Origin of the sequence: Microbacterium oleivorans NBRC 103075 (genome assembly GCF_001552475.1) — a bacterium.
GTDB lineage: Bacteria > Actinomycetota > Actinomycetes > Actinomycetales > Microbacteriaceae > Microbacterium > Microbacterium oleivorans.
Window position 1 is genome coordinate 1 of the sequence record NZ_BCRG01000015.1, and the last position, 19,292, is coordinate 19,292.

Sequence of the window (19,292 nt, forward strand, 5' to 3'; positions counted from 1 at the left end):
GGCCGCCGCTCGGATCTCGTCGATCGTCGCGTCGGGTTTACCGAGCGCGATGTTGTCGGCGACCGTTCCGCTGAACAGGTAGGCCTCCTGCGTGACCATGACGATCGCGCGGCGGAGGTCCTTCGGGTGAAGGTGCCGCAGGTCGACTCCGTCGAGGGTGACCGCCCCCTTGGTCGGGTCGTAGAAGCGCGCGACGAGCTTGGCGAGCGTCGATTTGCCGGCACCCGTCGTCCCGACGAGGGCGATCGTCTGCCCCGCGGGGATGTCGAGCCGGAAGTCCGGCAGGATCGTCTTCGACTCGGAGTACCCGAAGGTCACGTCGTCGAAGCTCAGGTGTCCGCGCGCCTCGCGCAGCTCGACCGGATCGGTCGGGTCGGGAACGGTCGGATCCTCTTCGAGCACGCCCGACACCTTCTCGAGCGCCGCCGTCGCAGACTGGTAGGAGTTCAGGAAGAACGCCACCTCCTGCATCGGCGCGAAGAAGTTGCGGACATACAGGACGGCCGACAACAGGAAGCCGAGCTCGAGCGCCCCGCTCACGACGCGGAGCCCGCCCCAGAGGACGACTGCGGCGAGCGCGAGGGACGACAGCGCCATCATCGCGGGCTCGAACGTTCCGAAGAGGCGGATCGAGCGCATGTTGATGTCGCGATAGTCGCTTGCGAGGCCGCCGAACTCGCGGTCGTTCGCGGGCTCCTTGCGGAACGCCTTGACGGCGCGGACGCCGGTCATGGTCTCGACGAACTTGACGATCACCTTCGCGCTGACCACTCGGGACTCGCGGTAGACGACCTGCGAACGCAGGTAGAACCACCGCATCAGGAAGAAGAGCGGCAGGCCCATGGCCGCGAGGATGAGGCCGGACTGCCAGTCGAGCAGGATGAGCGCGACGAGCGTGAACCCGCCGTAGAGCAGACCCGACACGAGCTCGTTCAAACCGCCGTCGAGCAGCTCGCGGATCGTGTCGAGGTCGCTCGTCTGTCGCGAGATGATGCGACCCGACGTGTACGACTCGTGGAACTCGAGGCTCAGCTTCTGCGTGTGCAGGAAGATGCGCTTGCGGAGGTCCAGCATGACCGCCTGCGTCAGACGCGCGACGACGACGGCGTACCAGCCGATGAGGGCCGCGCCACCGATGGCGCTCACCAGGAAGACGATGACGACGACGATCGTCGGCATCCAATCGGCTTCCTTCTGGACGGCGGGAAGCGCGTTGGCGATGCCCCAACCGACGAGAGCCGGTCCGGCGACGCGGAGGATGGTCGAGATGACCAGCACGATCCCCGCGAGGACGAGCTGCATCTTCAGCGGCGTGACGAGCGACCCGAGCAGTCGCAGCGAGCGACGCCGGATCTGCCGGCTCTCCTCGCGGGTGTAATCGGAGCGGTCTTCACCGCTGGTGCCCGTGACGGTGCTCACAGGGACACCTCCCTCTCGTGCTGACGTTCCTGCTCGTCCTCGAGGCTCGAGATGACGTGCCGGTAGTGCTCACTGGTGCGCAGGAGCTCGGAGTGCGTGCCGACGGCGGTGATGCGTCCCTCTTCGAGGAGCGCGACGCGGTCGGCGAGCGTGACGGTGGAGGGCCGATGCGCGACGACGAGCGCCGTCGTCTCGGCCAGGACCACGCGGAGGGCGTCTTCGACGAGCGCCTCGGTGTCGACGTCGAGCGCCGACAGCGGGTCGTCGAGGACGAGCACGGCGGGGCGTGCGGCGACGGCGCGCGCGAGCGCGAGCCGCTGACGCTGGCCGCCCGAGAGGCTCAGCCCCTCCTCGCCGATGACCGTGTCCACGCCGTGGGGCAGATCCTCGACGAACGCGGCCTGCGCGACCTGGAGGGCCTCGCGGAGCACGCGCTCACCCTCGGCGCTGTGAGGATCGAGGTCCTCACGACCGAGAAGCACGTTCTCCCGCACGGTCTGGGAGAACAGCGTCGCATCCTCGAAGGCCATGCCGACGTGCCGGCGCAGCTCGGTGAGCGGCAGGTCGCGGACGTCGACGCCGTCGATCAGCACGCGGCCACCGGTGACGTCGTACAGACGGCCGGGAAGCGTCGTCAGCGTCGTCTTGCCCGACCCCGTGAGACCGACCAGGGCCATGGTCTCGCCGGGACGCAGCGACAGATCGATCCCGTCGAGCAGGTCGCGCTCGGAGGCCGCGGCATCCTGATACCGGAACCGCGCGCCTTCGAAGACCAGCTCGCCGCGAGGTTCCGCGATGGTGACGGGGTTCTCGGGGTCGACGATCGTGTTCTGCTCGTCGAAGACCTCGAAGATGCGGTCCGTGGCGGTACGCGCGTCGACGAGGAAGGAGAACAGGAACCCGATCGACTCGACCGGCCAGCGGAGGATCGTCGCCATCGCGAAGAACGCGATGAGCGCGGCGGTGTCGATCTGGTCCGTCGAGACGAGGTAGATGCCCGCGCCCAGGCACAGCGCGAACGCGATGTCGGGGAGCAGCACGAGCCAGAACCAGATCCAGCCGACGGCCTTGGCCTTGCTGATCTCCGTCTGGCGCAGCGTCTCGGCCTGACGGGTGAACTTGCGAAGGGCATGGCTCCCGCGGCCGAACGCCTTGAGGACGCGGATGCCGTGCACCGATTCCTCAACGGCGGTCGCCAGATCGCCGGCCTGGTCCTGGCTCTGCCGCGACAGCATCCCGTAGCGGTTCTCGAAGACGAACCCTGCGATCCACAGCGGCGCCGAGACGACGACGAAGACGGTGCCGAGCAGCCAGTGCCAGCTGAACAGGATCGCCGAGCCGACAACGATCGTGATCATGTTGACGACGAGGAGGACGACGCCGAAGGCCATCCAGCGCCGGATGAGGCCGATGTCCTGCATCATCCGGCTCAACAGCTGGCCGGACTGCCAGCGATCGTGGAAGGCGACGGGCAGGCGCTGCAGGCGCGCGTAGAAGTCGGTGCGCAGCTCGTACTCGACCGCCGTGGCGGGCGCGAGGACGAACCAGCGGCGAGCCCACACCATGAGGGCTTCGAGGAGGCCGAGGAGCAGCACGGCGCCGGCGCCGAGGGCGATGAACCAGGGGTTACCGGAGGCGATCGGGCCGTTCGTGCCGACGATCTGCTCGAGGACGAGCGGGATGGACAACCCCAGCAGGCTTGCGACGAGCGCGCTGAGGGCGCCGAGGCCCAAGCGAGGCAGCACGGGCTTCGCGAAGGGGATCAGGCGTGCGAGAGAGCGGGCGGTGGACAGACGAGGATGCGTCGAGGAGGTCATGATCCTGCACAGGTGAGGAGCGGATGCCGAGGCGGCGAGGAGCGCAGCGAGGCGCGGACGATCGGGGTCGCGACGACCCGTCGAGGGAGAACGAAGAGGAGCGCGGGAACCTTCCGCGCGAGGTCAGCTCTCTGGCGTCATCCCTGACGGACGGGGCGTTCGGCGACGAGGAAGGCGGCGGACTTCGTGTAGACGATCTCCGTGGACATGGCTTCCTCCTTGATGGGGCCGGACGAGGCGCCCGCATCGTGCGGGAGCCCTCCAGGATATCCCTGTGGTTTCGTGGTAAGCAAGCGCTTACTCGAAATCCGTCTCAGATCGCGGCCTCGCGCTGCAGCAGACGATGTTTGACGTCCAGCCCCCAGGCGAAGCCGCCGAGGCCTCCCCCGGTGCGGAGCACCCGATGGCAGGGCACGAACAGTGCGGGCGCGTTCCGGGCGCAGATGGATGCCGCGGCCCGGATGGCGGTCGGCGACCCGAGGTGGGCTGCGAACTCGCCGTACGTGAGCGGGCGCCCCGCCGGAATGCTCCGGAGTGCCGCCCATCCGGCGAGCTGCATCGCCGTCCCCTGTTGGAACACCGGCACGTCGTCGATTGCCGCGAGGTCACCGTCGTAGTACGCGGCGACGGCTTCGGCCGACCGAGCGCGACCGGGCCCGACATCAGAGGGGACGCGGTCGGCGCGGAGTCGGCCGAGGACCACGGCGCCGTCAGCGGTCCACCCCGACGCCAGCACACGGCCGTCGTCTTCGAGGATCGTGAACGGCCCGTCGGGGGTCTCGAGGGTCTGCAGGATCGCGGTCATCGATCGTCCTTCCGGGGTGAGGATGCGTCGCCGCTTCGCCACGCCTGCGTGACGGGGGCGGCGTACCAGAGGTGCGCCATCAGGTAGCTGCGCCACGGGGCCGCGCGAGTCGACCAGGAGGTGAGGCCCGCGGCATCCGCGGGGATGCCGGCAGCCGCCGCTCCCGCACGCGCGGCGACGTCGCCGGGCAGGAGGACGTCGGGATCGCCGAGCACCCGCATACGGACGTAGTCGGCGGTCCACGGCCCGATGCCGGGAAGCGCCAGCAGTGCAGCGCGCTGCTCGTCGGTGTCGTCGCCGGGAGTGAGCTGGAGTGAGCCGTCCGCGAGCGCGGATGCTGCGTGCACGATCGCGCGGATGCGCGCGCCGGGGCCGCGCAGCACCTCTCCCCCGCGTTCGGCGATGACGGTCGGCGTCGGGAACAGGACGGCGGGTCCCGTCGGCGATTCGACCGACTCGCCGAGGGCGGCCGCCAGCCGCCCCATGACGGTGCGGGCCGACGCGACGCTGATCTGCTGCCCGATCATCGCGCGGATGAGCATCTCGTCCGCGTCCATCGCGGCGGGCAGCCGCACGCCCGGAACTCGCTCGACGAGGGACCGCAGCTCAGGATGCCGCGACAGGGCGGCGTCGATCGCGGTCGGGTCGGCATCCAGGTCGAACAGGCGACGCACCCTCGCGATGAGCGGGGCGAGGTCGCGGAGAGAGGCGAGTTCCGCACGGAGACGCAACCGGCCCGCGGCATCCTGCCTCACTTCGAACCACGCGGGACCGCCGTCGAGCCGGATGGTCCGCGCGAACGACACGGCGTCGCCGGTCTCGACTCCCGGGATCGCGTGCGCCCGCATCCACCCGAAGAGCCCGACCGCGTCGAACGGCTCCCGGACCGGCAGCACCAGGTCTATGCGACCCGGTGTCGTCGATGTGACGCGTCGCCGCGCACGCAGTTCGGTCGGTGAGAGCGAGAAGACCTCGGTGAGGGTGTCGTTGAACTGACGGATGCTGCCGAACCCGGCGGCGAATGCGACGTCCGCCATCGACAGGTCGGTGTCGACGAGCAGCGTGCGTGCCGTGTGTGCGCGATGCGCACGGGCGAGGGCCAGGGGGCCGGCGCCCAGCTCCGTCGTGAGGAGCCGCGTCAGATGGCGATCGGAGTACCCGAGCCGGGCGGCGAGCCCGGAGACCCCGTCCCGGTCGACGACGCCGTCCGCGATGAGTCGCATCGCCCGCCCGGCGACATCGCCGCGCAGGTTCCACTGCGGTGAGCCCGGGGTCGCCTCGGGCAGGCAGCGTTTGCACGCCCGGAACCCGGCCTCGTGTGCGGCGGCGCTCGTGGGGAAGAAGCTGACGTTCGATGCTTTCGGGGTCCGCGCCGGACAGCTGGGACGGCAGTAGATCCCGGTCGTGTGCACCGCCGTGACGAACTGCCCGTCGAAGCGGGCGTCGCGCGCATCGATCGCGCGATACCGCTCGTCGAAGGTCATCGCTGCGATCGTCATGACCTCAGCCTGACACGTCCATCCGACACCGACTCGCGGGAATCGGACACGACGGCGGGACGCCGCCACTCACCCCGCGGGCGTCCACCCCGAGACCCCGGAGAGCACCGGAGCGTCGTCGCCGTCGCGCACCGTGACTCCGGTCACGCGGGGAGCGGAGATGGTCAGACGCGGAACCGCAGCCAGTGGTCGGGCAACCGCGGCCGACACGATCGTCGACTCGATCTTCGCCAGCAGATCGCGCGCCGCGTAGACGTCCACCGTCTGCTGAAGTGTGGCGATCAGCTCGTCGCGCGCCGGGTCGGCCTGACCGAGAAGACTCGAAGACCCTTTGCTGCCCCACTGGCTCGCGATCTGCCCGGGAGTCTGGGGAACGCGGACCCGACGGATGACGGCATCCCACCCCGACCCCTTCTGGGCAGCGTCCAGGTCATCTGTCGCGCAGTCGACCGCGTTCCAGCCGGCCTCGGCGACTCCGGCCTTGAGGGCCGTGAAGGCCCCCTTCGCGAACTCGCTCTTGCGGTCGTAGAGCACGCACACCCGGGCCCCGCCGCGGACACCCGCAGCGGCGCGGTCGACGCTGGCGTCGTCGGCGGGGGTGCCGATCGTCTTCGCGAAGCCGGAGTCCTCGGTGACGACCTCGAACGCCCGCGAACCCGGGGCGGTGACCATCGACGTCGTCTTCGGGTAGGACTGCGACCACTCGCCCGCCCCGGCCGCCACCATGTCGTCCGCGGGGATCGCGCGCAAGAAGGCCGCGCGGGCGTTGCGCTGGGTGAACACCGCGTCGGTGCTGAGGAGCACGGTCCACATGGTGCCGTCGTTCGTGGTCTGCACCGCGAAGTCGCGCCGCTCGCGTTCCTTCACCGGCGTGCGATCAGCGGGGGTCGGCGTGAACGAGAGGATGTCGAGGGACTTCCCGACGGCCACGAGAGGGTCGTCCCCGCGAGGAACGAGCGTGACGTCGGCGATCTGCGGCACAGCCGCGCCGCGGTATTGAGGGTTCGGCGTCAGAGTGACACTCGCGCCCTCGTCGGCCACCTTCGAGACGACGTACGGCCCGCTCGAGAGCGCCACACTCGGCGAGAGTTCGCCGTCGGTGAGAGCGAAGTCGCTGTTCCACACGTCCGAGACGGCGGCGAGAGCTGTCGTGTCCCGGTCGAGCACCGCTCGGATGACGGCCTGCTTCGCCTCCATCGGGTCATCGAGATCGAAGGCGCGCATCCCGACGGTGTGCGCCGGTACGTCAGCCCCGATCGCGGTCTGCCACGAGATGGTGGGCGCGGGAAAAGTGACATCGATGGCGCGAGCGAACTCGTCGACCTTCGGCCGTTCGGCCTTCAGCGCCGCATCGGTGGGGCCGTCCTTCGCAAGGAGACCGACGGATGCCGCCCACCCCAGCACGAGGTCGGCGGCGTCGAGTGGGATGCCGTCGGACCAGAGCGGCTCCTTCAGGTCGTAACGAACGGTGAAGGCGTCTTCCTTCACGATCTTCGCTGTGCCGAACGACTCGTCCGGGACGACCTCGCCGACGACGATGTGACCGAAGGCCGAGCGCGTAGCCGCAGCGATGTCACGGTTGGCCGCCGTGGGGTCGGTCGCGGCGTTGAACGAGGTGAGTTGGCCTTCCCACCCGACGGTGACGCTGCTGTCGGCGATGACCGACGGCGGCAACGCGGGCGCGCACGCGGTCAGGGCGAGGGCGGCAGCCGCGAGAAGGGCGACCGCTCCGCGGCGGGGAGCACGCATGCGCTGGTCAGGCGCGATCGATGTCGTCGTCGAGCTCGGCCGCCATCTGACGGTACGGCTCACTCTCTTCGCTCTCGAGCCAGCTCTTCGCGTACTCGATGAGCACGGCGGGTGAATCCTCTGCCTCGGCCGCGGTGGCGAACGGGCCCAGGCAGTCCTCGGAGGGGCGCTGGTCATCGCGCACCACGGACTGGGTGGAAAGGTTGTACCAGTAGGTCTGCGAGGTGGTCATCGGCGCGACACTCCGTTCGTCATCCTGATCATAATCATCCTGAACACAGGCAACGGGCCGCGGTGCAGATCATGAGATCGCACCGCGGCCCGTGAGCTTGTCGAGGGATCAACCGCCGGCGAGCTCCGCGTCCGTGTCGCGGATACGGTCCGCCATGCGGTCGAGCGCCTGAGCCATGTCGTTGACGGCCTCAGCCGCGTCGTCGAGCGACGTGGTCAGCTCCGAGTAGGCGGTCGAGTAAGCCTCGGACGCGTTCTCGGTCTTGAAGCCGTCCTGCACCAGGTCATCGATGATGCCCTGGAGTTCCTTCAGCGTGTCGGTGACGGTCTGACGACCGTCGCGCAGGCGCTGCGCCGCGCTCTCCATCTCGCTGTATGTTGCACCAAAATCGTGAGCCATGAACCCGCCTCCCAGCGTTTCGTCGTGGTGCGGGGCCCTTATCCATCCCCCCGCGTCACCGATGCTAGCGAACGAATTCGGCGTCACATATGGGGAGAACTACCCACCTGCGAGGCCCTATATTTCGCCCAGCACGAAATGCGGTGCGGATCAGTGACCGCTGGGTCCCTGCAGGTCCACCATCGCCCGAATGGCCGACAGCGTCGGACGCTTCTGGAGGAAGGTCAAGCTCCCAGCGTCGTGCCGACAGCATCCGCCGTCACCGCTTCGCGAGCCGCGGCACGCGTCGTGGGCACGCTGACGACCGGTTCCGAGGCGGGCGTGACATCCGCGACGAGAGGCATCTGCACGGTGACCGAGCGACCCGCCTGCACGAAGATGCCACGACCGACGGGGAAGTCCGACCGCTTGACGCGTCCGAACGGCGTCTTGAAGATCGCCTCGCCGTCGTATGTGTCGGGCTTGAGGACGATGCCCTGCCTGCCGGCCTTCCACTCTCCGAGCACGCCGATACTGCCGCTCGCGCGGGAGATCTCCGCTTCACCGATGAGCATGTGCTCGCTGTCGTTCATGGCCTGCAAGAGCGCTCGCATGGGGCGGTCGGCGGGTCCGTCCGAGAGGTGGGGCATGTCCTCGATGACGATCAGGATGCGTCCCTCTGACAGTTCCCGCGTGACGAGCTCTGCCAATTCGGTCGCGAGTTCCTTCTCGTCGTCGGGGCGTGTGGCGCTCTTGACCCAGGGACGGAAGTCCTTGAGCTCGGATCTGCGGCTACCGAAGTGGTAGAGCTGCACGCCCGGATCGAACCGCTCCATCGCCATGACGAGCGACTTGAGACCGTTCGTACGCCCGGATGCCGGGGGCCCGGAGATCACGAAGGAACCGATGGGCTCGAAGCCGTGCGCCGAGAGGGTGTCGTCGGCGACGCCGAACACCGGCATCCCGTCGACCCGTGCCGGCATGTCCGACGCGGGGACCGCGGTCGGCAGAGCACCGATCTCCGGCAGATCGCGCACACCCGCCGCCCGGAGCTCCGCCCCGAGCGCGGTGAGAGCCTTCGTCTGCTCCACGGCGTTCGATGTGCCGCCGAGGACGGCGATCTGAGCCTCGTGCCCGTCGACGACTGCGCGACCCGGAGCCGACTGCTCGTCGAGGACGTCGCGCGGGGTACCGAGCAGCATGTACTGCGACGGGTCACCCATGCGGAGCACCACCTTGCGGGAGATGTTCGACGCCACCGCACTGGGAACCGCGTTGCCACGGTCGGCCGTCAGCACCGTGTGGACGCCGAGGGTGCGGCCTTCACCCAGGATCCGCATGAAAGTCCGGTAGAACGGCCCGCGACCGGGTGCGATCTCCCAGTCCTTCTTGAACTCGGGGAAGTTGTCGATGAGCAAAATGATGCGCGGCAGGTTCGGATCCGCGATCTCGCGGTACTCCTGCAGCGTCGCCGCACTCGCAGCCGAGAACGCCGTCGCCCGCCGGTCCATTTCGCTGTCCAGCGTGCGGAACAGACGCTGGATACGCTCCACGTCGGAGCCGTCGACGACCGAACCCACGTGCGGCAGCGCCGACAGTGCCCCGAGGGCACCGGTGGCGAAATCGAGGCAGTACACGTTGACGCGGCCGCGATCCGGACGCATGCCCGCGGCGGTGCCGATCGTCTTCAACACGGTCGACTTACCGGAACCTGACGTGCCGTAGACGACGAGGGAGCCATCGCGATCGGGGACGAAGGCCGCCGACTCCTGCATCTGCTTCTCGGGAACGTCCATGAGGGCGATCGGAATGCGGGTGTCGCCGTCGTTCGCGAGATCGGCCAAGTCGACGAGCGGAGACAGATCGTCGAGCCACGGACGCCGCGGGAGCGGCAACTCGGCGAGTTCCCGCGCCGCGACAAGTGTCGACACGATGCGACGCTGGTCGTTCGGCCCGAGGTCCTCTTCGTGCGAGTCGGACTCGGCGGGCCGATCGGGCTCCCACTCGGCGGATGCACCGAAGCGCAGCTCGGCGACACGCACCTCGGCGACCGTCGTTTCTTCCTGGCTCGTCCAGCCGCCGGTGTACGCGGACTGGAAGGGCACGAGTCGACCGGGCCCGGTCTTCGCGATCGCACGGCCGGGAACGGATGCCGGGAAGCTCGCCGCGACGTCGTCGTCGACCACGTCGCGCGAGTCCGCCTCATCCGCCATGCGCAGCGCGATACGGAGGTTCGTGTTGGCGCGCAGGTTGTCCTTGATGACGCCGGCGGGGCGCTGGGTCGCCATGATGAGGTGGATGCCGAGCGAGCGGCCTCGCTGCGCGATGTCGACCACGCCGTCCACGAACTCCGGCATCTCCGACGCTAGGGCGGCGAATTCGTCGATCACCAGGACGAGCGACGGCGGGCAGTCGGGGTCCTGACGCTTCTCAAGCTCGAGCAGGTCCTTGGCCTTCTTGCGGTTCAACAGGTGCTCGCGGTGCTGCAACTCGGCCCGGAGGCTGGTGAGCGCACGCCGGACGAGGTGCGGGTTGAGGTCGGTCACGAGGCCGACGCAGTGCGGCAGATCGACGCAGTCCGCGAACGCGGACCCGCCCTTGTAGTCGACGAACAGGAACGTGACGCGATCCGGGCTGTGCGCCGCCGCCATGCCGAGCACCCACGCCTGCAGGAATTCGGACTTACCGGAACCGGTCGTCCCACCCACGAGCGCGTGCGGGCCCTGCGTGCGAAGGTCGAGCGCCATCGCGTCGCTCGGCCCCTGACCGATGATCGCGCGGAGCGTGCCCGCCTTCTTGAGACGCGGACGCGGTGTGGGGGTGCGGTCGAGGATCGTGTTGTTCTGCCGCCAGCGCTCGATGGCCGCGTTCGGGTTCTCCGCGATGGCCGGGTCGATGAGCTGGAGGAACATGACCGCGTTGGGGATGTCGGATGCGTCGTGCACCACGGTGCTCGCATCGACGACCGGAGCAAGGCGACGGGCGAACATCTCCATGTAGGCGTTGGAGACACCCTCGACGGCGACGTGCTCGAAGTTCTCGCCGTTGCGGACGAGTCCGACCCGAGCATCGGCCAGGTCCGAGGTCAGTTCGATGAAGCTTCGGCAGACGGCGGGAAGCGACTCCACGGTGTCCGAGATGAAGATGGCGTGGACGCCGTGGTCGGCGCCCTTCTCGAGCACATCCGTCAGTCGGCCGCGGTCGACGGGAGCGTCCCCGGTGACGAACACGATGACGGACACGGGGGGCGTCTTGGTCCGATCCTCCGCGGCACGAGCGACGTCGGTGCCGTAGAGCAGCGGGTTCCAGTCATCCTTGAAGGGTCCGCGGGGCTCACCGCTGCCGCCGCCGGCGGCACGTCGCACGTACTCCTCGAGCGAGTTCAACAGGGCCGCGCCGCTGGGAGCCGAGTCTGCGAGCGCCGCACCGCGGAACGGGCTTCGCTCTGCGGACGTGTGCGGGAGCCACTTGAGCCATTCGAGCTCGGGCGTCCAGGAGGAATCCGAGAAGGCCACCGTGACGACGTCGTTCGGCGCATGCAGGCCGAAGACCTGCACGGCCACACCGCGCATCGCGTCGGCGACAAGGGCGCGCGGGCCGGCGATGCCGACGGATCCGGCGGTAGGGAAGGTCTCGAAGACGGGAACGTCGTCGACCGTCGCGTAGCGCAGTCGCAGCCGATCGACACGGTCGATGTACTCGGGCAGTCCGTCGGGCGTCTCGGCGTCGTCGATCCCGTTGCGGGCCGGAAGTGAGCAGGTGCCCAGACGCAGAGCGAGGAAGTTCCAGTGCTCGGGGCGCCTGGTCCACAGCAGCGGCCCGAGACGCATGGCCTCTTCGAAGACATCGGCCACGGCCGGCGCCTCGGCGTTGCGGGCTGCTTCCTCCTCCGGCTTGCCGCGGAAGAAGTCCTCCTCGAGCTGCTCGAACTGGCGCTCGAACAGCAGGCGCTCGTGGTCCTCGCTCTTGCGGCTCTGAACCGACTGGTTGATGAGGTTGCCGAATGCCATCAGCGGCGTCATGACGATCAGCAGCAGCGAACGGGGGTTGCCGTTGAGCGCGAAGAGGGCTGCGCCCATGAGGATCGGCGCGACCATGATCGGCCACGGGAAGATCTTGCCGATCTTCTCGGTGGGCAGGCGGGGCGGCTTGAACCGCGTTCCCGGGTACCGCACCTCGACGCGGGGGCTGCGGTTGAAAAGCAGACCTCCGCCGCGCTCGATGATCGGATCCTCGGTGGCCGCACCGTCCCACGAACGGGTCAGGTAGACGACGAGCGTCGTACCGCCGATGACGAACGGACGGCCGTCCTCGACGCGCACACGCTGCACCTCGACGCCCTCGACGAGAACACCGTTGGCGGAGTTCAGGTCGACGACCTCCGCGTACGTCCCGACCTCGATGCGCGCGTGTCGCTTGGAGACCATCGGGTCGATCAGCACGACGTCGTTGCTCGGGTCGCGCCCGATGGACACGTGGCCCGCTGACAGCGCGAACTCCTGCCCCGCGAGCGGGCCCGCGATGGCGCGGAGAATCCCGACCGTCTCGCCGCGACCGGCCTTGATGTATCCCGCACCGTAGTTGACGATGGATGCCGCGAATCCCGACCCGATGGGCGCTTCACCGATCGGAAGGTCGTGTGGCAGCTCGACGGCGCGCGATGCCGTGGGCGGCGCGACGGAGAGAGTGAGGACATCCTCCTCGGCGAACGTCATGGTCCGCAGGGGATCGGATGCCGCGATGTAGCGCGCGACGTCGCCGACCGTCGCGGTCGAGTCCGCCGTCACGACGATGTCGACGGGGTCGTTGCCCTGACGGTGCAGGGTGAGCTTCAGCCGCATGGGTGTTCTCCGAAGGGATGGGGACGCGTTCGTCGGACGGGGGCGAGCAGGACGATCACAACACGACGACCTCAGCGAGGCGGTCGCCCAAGCGGACGGTGTCGCCGACGACGGCAGACAGGGCGACCCCGGGGACGGCAGACGTCTCCGCACCCGCGCGCACGACAGCGCTGCCGTTGGTCGACCCGCGGTCGATGATCTCGAGCCCGCCGCTCGTCGGAACGAGCAGAGCGTGGGTCTTCGACAGCGATCGGCTCTCGTCCGTCAGCTGCGTGGGCTCGGCTCCCGGGGCAGCCGCGGGGTCGGGGTCGCGTCCCACGAGGAGAGCCGCCGCCACGATGAGGGTCTCCCCCGTGTCGAAGCGAAGGCCGATCCGGGGTGCCGGCGCGGGCGCCGCGGCCGGGGCGGGTGCGGGCTCCGACACTGAGTCGGGTGCGGGTGCGGGGGCGACGGCCGGAGCCGGAGCTTCAGCAGAGGGCGGAGCCGGAGCTACGGCGGGAGTGTGAGCCGGAGCGGGCACCGCAGGCGGAGCCGCCACGGGGCCGCCGACCGGTTCCGCGGGGAGGAAGGTCCCGCGGTCCGGCAGCGGGCTGCGTCGCGACTCATCGGCACCGGGAGCAGCGTCGATGACCGTCGCCAATCCGGCCGCGGGCGCGGGAGCCTCCCCTGCATCGGGGGCGCCGTCCTTCGATCGACCGACGCCGAGGACACCGGCGCTGATGCGGTTACCCGGCCGGTACTCGGGGTTGACGCCGGGACGCGTCGGCGTCGCCAGTGAGGGACGCTCGGCGCGCTCGCGCACGGGTTCTGCCTTCACCGTCTTCCGGGCGATCCGCATCCGCTTCTCGTCGTACGGGTTCAGCCCGAGCTTGATGTCGACGAGCCACATCCGTGCCGCTCGATCGTGGAAGCCCCGCCCGCGCTCCGTCGAGTCGAAGGTCGGCGAGGCGAGGATGACGGCCGTGCCGATGACCGGGATGATTCCGGCCGCCCCGACGATGAGGGCGCGGAGGAGGACCGGACCGGCGCCCGGCCGTTCCAGGGTCCGGACGTTGATGCTCCGGAGTCCCATGAATCCCTTGCCGATCGTCCTTCCTCGACGCGCCTGCAGGATCCACTGGACGATCAGGAACGCGAGCGAGAGCGCGACCGAGACGGCCGCCATGACGGCCGCCAGCACGAAGCCGGGGTGGTTGACGAGGCCGTAGGGCGAGATCGAGCCGCCCGCGAGCTTCAGCAGCAGGGGCAACGCCCCCAGCCACAGGGGAAGCTGCAACACGACCCAGACGAGCACGTCGATCACGAACGCCATGGACCGGCGACCGAACGGTGCACGAATGAGTCCCAGCGCGGCGGCATACGCCGGATCGGGCCGTCCGAGGGCGTCAACGCCGTCGGGACGGTCCTCCGGCTGATCGATCTCCCAAATCATGCCTTCGAGGCATCCGGTTCGTCACCGGGCACGAAGTAGCGAGCGGGCGACAGACCGGTCCGGATGACCGCATCGCCGGCGGCGTCGAGGAACTCCGCCATCGTCGCGACGCTGAGGGTTCCGGCGGGGTCGGCGATGATCACGTTGTCGACCACCGGAAGCAGTGTCGCGGTGCCCTGCGGCCACGCCGCGAAGGTGGTCGTCACGCCGGACTCGAGCACCTGGATCTTGGCAGGGGCGATGTGCACGTCGGGTCGCTGCAATGCGGCCGTCTGCACGTCGTAGGCGCGCACCGAGAACAAGCGCAGCATGCGCTCGAAGCGCATCTCCAGCTCGGGCAGACGCTCGCGCCACGGGAACGGCGCCCAGCCGTCCTCGGTCAGGACGATGGGGTGCGCGCTGACGAGCGGCTGCTCCGCCTCGTAGAGCTGCTCGGCGATGTCGAGAACACGAGCGATCGCGGTGTCGTCGTCTGCCCCCACGATGATGACGCGATCCCGCGCATAGGGGAAGGCGACGGGCGCCCCCGACAGGCCCGCACCCGCGAGCCGCGAGGGGTCGAGCAGTACGGCGGCGGCGAGCGCCTCTTCAGAGATGACGAGCGAGCTGGCTCCCTCGACCGGAGTGTCCCCCGCCGCGGAGATGGCGGAACGCACGGCATCGCGGAAGCCCGCATCCGCCCCTTCGGTCTCGCCTTGGGTGACGGGGGTGTTGCCGTCGCGGTGGTCGAGTCCGACGAACACCTCGCCGCCGACGTATTCCACGCGAGGGTGGGCGGCGCCGGGCGCGGTCTGCGACAGCACGCCGAGCTCGCTCGCTCCGTAGATCCGAAGGGTCACATCGGTGGCGATTCCATCGACAGCACTCATTGGTCCAGCCCTCTCATCAGCTTTCTCACAGACTAAATCCTCGGTTGCTCTCGGGCGGCCTCCGGAGACCAGGAGAGATCCACCTCCGGGACGCGTCGGGTCGGTCGGACCGTCGACACCCACCCGCGGGGCACGACGTGGACAGCGCTGGCGGAGGCGAGTGCGGGCAGCGGCTCGCCGTGGACGACGAGCACGATCGCTTTGTCGTCGGAGCCCCACCAGTCAGCACGCCGGACCCCGTGGCGCGCCAGCGCCCGCACGTAGGCGTTGGGCGGCGCCCCGTCGGCCGGCTTCACGTCCAGGGCCATACCGTGGCTGTACTCGCACGCGCTCCTGATGCCCCGCCAGATCTCGCTGGCGCGATCCCTCACGGCTTCACGCGTCGCCGTGGACGAGGCCGGCTCCCACGACAGGGGCACGATCGACACGTCGCCGCGTCGGATGAGCGGCGTGCCCGGAATCAACTCCCCCTCGGGCGCTGCGGCGCGCGCATCGAGGACGCGGGATTCGATCGCGTCGACGATCCGGCCCGCCCTCGCGAGGCCGCCCTCGCCGTCTTCCGAGCGGACGCCGGTCACGTCGATCACGTGGCCGGTGAGCCAGGGCGTGCCCGCGACGGTCTCATTCGGCTCGATCATTTGTGCAGCGTCAGTCCCTGACCTGTGCCGGGCCACAGGCCGGGGTTGTAGTCGTTGTCGAGATCACGCCCAACGCCGGTCGCCGACGGCGGGACGTCGATGACGGCTTCAGGGATGCCGGTGGGCAGGTGACCGCCCGGGATCCAGTTGTCGTTCGCCCCCGCCTCGTTGCCCGAGGGCATACGCAGGTTCGTCAGCTCCGACGGGTCGAAGTGGCGGACCTCGACCGGTACAGGGTCGCCGTTGTCGTCGAAGAACCACTTGCGTTCGATGCCGAGCCGATCCGCGATCTCATTCGCGTTTCCCCCCGTCTCGTCGAGGATCTTCTGGAGTTCGGAGGTCGGAAAGACGAACGTCGAATGGTCCCTCTGCCCCGGACCGTTGGCGTGCAGCGAGTCCGAGAAGTAGATGCGGCTCGCACCATCCTCGAACTGTGCGAGGTGCTGCTTGATGTAGTCGCCGTCGAGGTACTCGCTCGGGTCAGGGGCGTCACCCTTCCAACTCACGATCGAATCGGGAGTCCAGTGCGTGTCCGTGCGCCACGCATCGCCGACGGTGTCGATTGCGTTCACCTGCGAACGATTGAGGTCCTGCTTCTGTCCGTGCTTTCGGAACATGTCCGCGAGCTGACGCACGTGGACGGGCATGCCGTCCAACGAATTCTTCAACGGACGAATGACTTCACCGATGCCCATGATTCCCCCCTCACCGCACAGGCTAGCTGTGCCCTAAACACTCACCTAGGACTTGCGCCGGCCCGGGTCACTCCCGTAGGTCTGCGCGCGACCAACGAAGATCGGCCGACGGGCGGCCCGTCGGCGTCCCGCTCCTGCCCGACACCCATCGGGCCGGGACCAGATGCACAGCGAGCGCCAGGTCACCGGCATCCTCGTCACCCGAACGCACGACCACGACGCCCGTCTCGTTCAGCACCCACCACTGCGCGCTCCGCGCATTCGCGCTACGGAGGGATGCCGCGTATTCCGCGAGCGGGCCGTCGCCGCGCTGGTCGAGCGGGAACGGGATCGGCCGTCCCGACGCGTATTCGAACGCACCCGCCAAACCGGACGACAGTTCGTCGACTCGCCGCCGCTCTTCCCGGGCGTCGAGGCCCGACTGCCGCGGGGATGCCCCCTGCACGAACACCGGAAGGATCTTGGCCGCATCGCGCTCGATGATCGGCACCAGCGAGGGTGTCGGCTCGAACGCGGTGAGGGCGGTGACCGTGTCCAGGACTGTCGACACGGATGCGGGGAGGCTCCACCGGGCGGTGTCCGCCAGCGGTTTGCCGACCGCGATAGCCGCTCGCGCGACGTCCTCCGCCGCGTCGATGGCGTCCACGTCGAATCGGCTCATGTCTGCCGGAGTGGATGCCGCGATCAGCGCCGACCATTCCCCGAACTCGGGGACGTCGAGACGGTCCTGCTCCCCGGCGACGATCTCCGCGAACACGTCCTCGTCGATCGGCGACGACCGCACGATGCGAGCGACCCCGTCGGCGTACCAGTGCTGATCGACCGTCAGGAGCTGCGAGTACGGGACACGACGCTTCGGGTCCCCCTCCGGGTAGAACAGCTCGAGAGCGCGTCGCCGGAGAAGGCGACCGTCCACCGGCTCCCACACGACCTCGCGGACGGGCGTCTTGTGCGGCGAATAGAAGGTGATGGTGAACCGCTGCCGGCCCGGCAGCACATCGAGGTACCAGGTGGGCGGGGAACCGGCATCCGTCACGGCCAGCCGACGACCCTGCTCGTACTGATCACGCGCCTCCGCGTCCGTGAGGAACGGGTCGTCGCCGAGGGCCTCCAGCCGGAAGATCTCGAACCGTCGGGGGTAGCGGACGTCGCCGGGAACCGCCGGCACGGTCACAGCCCGAACGGCGTGTAAGAGCCCCACGTCCCGCCGGCGGACGGGTCACCCTTGACGGCGTCGGGGTGCGTGCTCAGCACCGCCTCGGGAATGCCCTCCGGTAGGTAACCGCCCGGGATCCAGGCCTCGTTGGCACCCGCCTCGTTTCCTCGCGGCATCCGGAGGTTGCCGTTGACGATCTCGTCGTAGCTGAAGTCCGCGCGGGTGATGTCGACCGCGTTGCCATCGCCGTCGACGAAGAAGTTCTCGCCGAGGCCGAGCATGACGCCGAGCTTCTTCGGGTCGCCGTCCGCCTGCGTGATGATGTTGTCGATCTCGGAGGTCGGGAAGACGAACGTGGTGCCCTGGTTACCGGGGCCGTACTCGTTGAGACTCTCGGTCCGGTAGAACCGGGTCGCACCGCCTTCGAAGCGCTGCAGGTGCTGCTGGATGTAGTCCGCGTCAAGGTACTCCGCCGGGTAAGGACGGTTGGGCTTGCCCGAACCGACCACGCGGTCGGGGGTGTGCCACGAGTCCTTCTTCCAGCCGTCGCGAAGCGCGTCGGGCACGTTCGTCGCGTCGAGGTCGTCGACCCGGCTGGTGTTGCGGTTCTGCTTCTGCCCGTGCTTGCGGAACATGTCGGAGAGCTGCCGGACGTGCACCGGCATCCCGTCCCACGCATTCTGCACTTGGCGGGTGACATCGCCCATCTTCATGATCTGTGTAGTCCCGTCGAATCGTTCAACGCCAGTTGTATGTGTACGCCCATGCCAGCGCGTCCAGCGCCGCGGGGCTCAGTTCTGGATGCCGCTGCGCCATGGCGGCTCGCGCCGCCCGGCCACCTTCGGCGAGCGTGTGCGTCGACCAATCGACGACGGTCCCCAGACACTCGTCCACGAGGTCTCGCACCGTGGCCACGAGCCCCGCCCGGTCCACAGGTGAAGCGATGATCGCTTCCTCGTCAGCGCGAGGGAAGGAGGAGTTCCCGCTGCCGAGGAACGCGATGACGGCGGCATTCAGCCCGGGATGTGAGGTCACCGCATCCGGCACCGTCAATCGCCTCCGATGTTCAGACCCGCGAGGTCGGACATGAGCCGATCGGTGAGACCCTCGACATCCGCCGCGTGCTGTTCCATCTCGCCCTGAGCCGATTCGAGCGCCTGCAAGTCGGCGTAGAACTCGTCGGGGTCACCGGCGACGGCTTCGACGATCGGCGAGTCGAGGGCGGACATGATGATGCCCGGCAGTTCGTTCATCAACGGGTCGATGACCATCGGCAGTACCTGGTTGAGCACCTGCTCCACCGCGATGTCGACTGCCGCGTTCAGCAGCTTCTTCTTGATGAGGAGCATGGGGCCCGCACCGGCGGCCGTGACCGGGTTCGTCAGCATCGCGATGAGGGTGACCATCGTCGAGGTCACGTCGACGATCACCTTGATCTTCAAAGCGGTGACGCCGGCGGCGGCGATGTCGACCCCGGGCGGGACCGGCCCGAGGATGTCGAGCAGCTTCTGGAGGTTCTGCGAACGGTTGGTGTTCCACGCGCCGACGTACGCCGGACCCGCCTGACCGCGCATGGCGGCAGCGATGTCGGTGTTGACCTTGCGGTCCATCACCTGGATCTTGTTCTCCAACTCATCCCGGAACGTCGAGATGATCTGGCCTCCACGGCGCAGTTCGTCCTCGTCGATGTCGGGCCAATCGAAGCCGAGCTTCTCCATCACCCAGATCAGCTCGTTCGGCAACATCATTCCCATAGCGGAAC

At 68.8% G+C, this 19,292-nt stretch carries 16 protein-coding genes; all 16 read right to left on the reverse strand.

Annotated features, from left to right (window positions below):
* Positions 1 to 1,419: ABC transporter ATP-binding protein (locus tag MO1_RS13465; protein ID WP_060916298.1), on the reverse strand; the 1,419-nt coding region annotated here is incomplete at its 3' end.
* Positions 1,416 to 3,236, reverse strand: coding sequence for an ABC transporter ATP-binding protein (locus MO1_RS13470; RefSeq protein WP_060916299.1), 1,821 nt, complete (start codon positions 3,234 to 3,236; stop codon positions 1,416 to 1,418). The genes MO1_RS13470 and MO1_RS13465, both read right to left, overlap by 4 nt.
* A 313-nt stretch (positions 3,237 to 3,549) precedes the next feature.
* Entirely contained in the window at positions 3,550 to 4,041 is a 492-nt protein-coding gene (locus MO1_RS13475) for a methylated-DNA--[protein]-cysteine S-methyltransferase (RefSeq protein WP_060916300.1), read from the reverse strand.
* The gene (locus MO1_RS13480; protein ID WP_036313063.1) at positions 4,038 to 5,540 is read right to left on the reverse strand and encodes a DNA-3-methyladenine glycosylase 2 family protein; all 1,503 of its coding nucleotides are present in this window, start codon (positions 5,538 to 5,540) and stop codon (positions 4,038 to 4,040) included. The genes MO1_RS13475 and MO1_RS13480 overlap by 4 nt, the downstream gene beginning before the upstream one ends.
* Positions 5,541 to 5,609: 69 nt before the next feature.
* Positions 5,610 to 7,289, reverse strand: a complete 1,680-nt coding sequence (locus MO1_RS13485) for an ABC transporter substrate-binding protein (protein ID WP_060916301.1) — start codon at positions 7,287 to 7,289, stop codon at positions 5,610 to 5,612.
* 7 nt (positions 7,290 to 7,296) lie between these two features.
* Positions 7,297 to 7,521: a hypothetical protein gene (locus tag MO1_RS13490; protein WP_018188871.1), complete on the reverse strand. Its 225-nt coding sequence runs from the start codon at positions 7,519 to 7,521 to the stop codon at positions 7,297 to 7,299.
* Positions 7,522 to 7,629: 108 nt separating this feature from the next.
* A complete protein-coding gene (locus MO1_RS13495) occupies positions 7,630 to 7,920 on the reverse strand; it encodes a WXG100 family type VII secretion target (protein WP_231370862.1) in 291 nt (96 codons plus the stop codon).
* Between the two features lie 224 nt (positions 7,921 to 8,144).
* Entirely contained in the window at positions 8,145 to 12,740 is a 4,596-nt protein-coding gene (locus MO1_RS13500) for a type VII secretion EssC family protein (RefSeq protein WP_060916302.1), read from the reverse strand.
* 55 nt (positions 12,741 to 12,795) lie between these two features.
* Positions 12,796 to 14,172, reverse strand: coding sequence for an RDD family protein (locus tag MO1_RS13505; RefSeq protein WP_060916303.1), 1,377 nt, complete (start codon positions 14,170 to 14,172; stop codon positions 12,796 to 12,798).
* On the reverse strand, positions 14,169 to 15,041 hold the full coding sequence (locus tag MO1_RS13510; protein WP_060916304.1) for a hypothetical protein: 873 nt from the start codon (positions 15,039 to 15,041) through the stop codon (positions 14,169 to 14,171). Before MO1_RS13510 ends, MO1_RS13505 begins: the two co-directional genes overlap by 4 nt.
* Before the next feature lie 32 nt (positions 15,042 to 15,073).
* Complete coding sequence (locus MO1_RS13515; RefSeq protein ID WP_157526443.1) at positions 15,074 to 15,679, reverse strand: hypothetical protein; 606 nt, start codon at positions 15,677 to 15,679, stop codon at positions 15,074 to 15,076.
* Positions 15,676 to 16,374 carry a hypothetical protein gene (locus tag MO1_RS13520; RefSeq protein WP_036313079.1) on the reverse strand — a complete coding sequence of 233 codons (699 nt, stop codon included), beginning with the start codon at positions 16,372 to 16,374 and terminating at the stop codon, positions 15,676 to 15,678. The genes MO1_RS13515 and MO1_RS13520 overlap by 4 nt, the downstream gene beginning before the upstream one ends.
* Before the next feature lie 67 nt (positions 16,375 to 16,441).
* A complete protein-coding gene (locus MO1_RS13525; protein ID WP_255209277.1) occupies positions 16,442 to 17,542 on the reverse strand; it encodes a hypothetical protein in 1,101 nt (366 codons plus the stop codon).
* Positions 17,543 to 17,544: 2 nt separating this feature from the next.
* On the reverse strand, positions 17,545 to 18,243 hold the full coding sequence (locus MO1_RS13530) for a hypothetical protein (RefSeq protein ID WP_036313086.1): 699 nt from the start codon (positions 18,241 to 18,243) through the stop codon (positions 17,545 to 17,547).
* Between the two features lie 25 nt (positions 18,244 to 18,268).
* Positions 18,269 to 18,565: a hypothetical protein gene (locus MO1_RS13535; protein WP_126963230.1), complete on the reverse strand. Its 297-nt coding sequence runs from the start codon at positions 18,563 to 18,565 to the stop codon at positions 18,269 to 18,271.
* A gap of 14 nt (positions 18,566 to 18,579) precedes the next feature.
* Complete coding sequence (locus tag MO1_RS13540; RefSeq protein WP_235186137.1) at positions 18,580 to 19,284, reverse strand: WXG100-like domain-containing protein; 705 nt, start codon at positions 19,282 to 19,284, stop codon at positions 18,580 to 18,582.
* Positions 19,285 to 19,292: the final 8 nt, after the last annotated feature.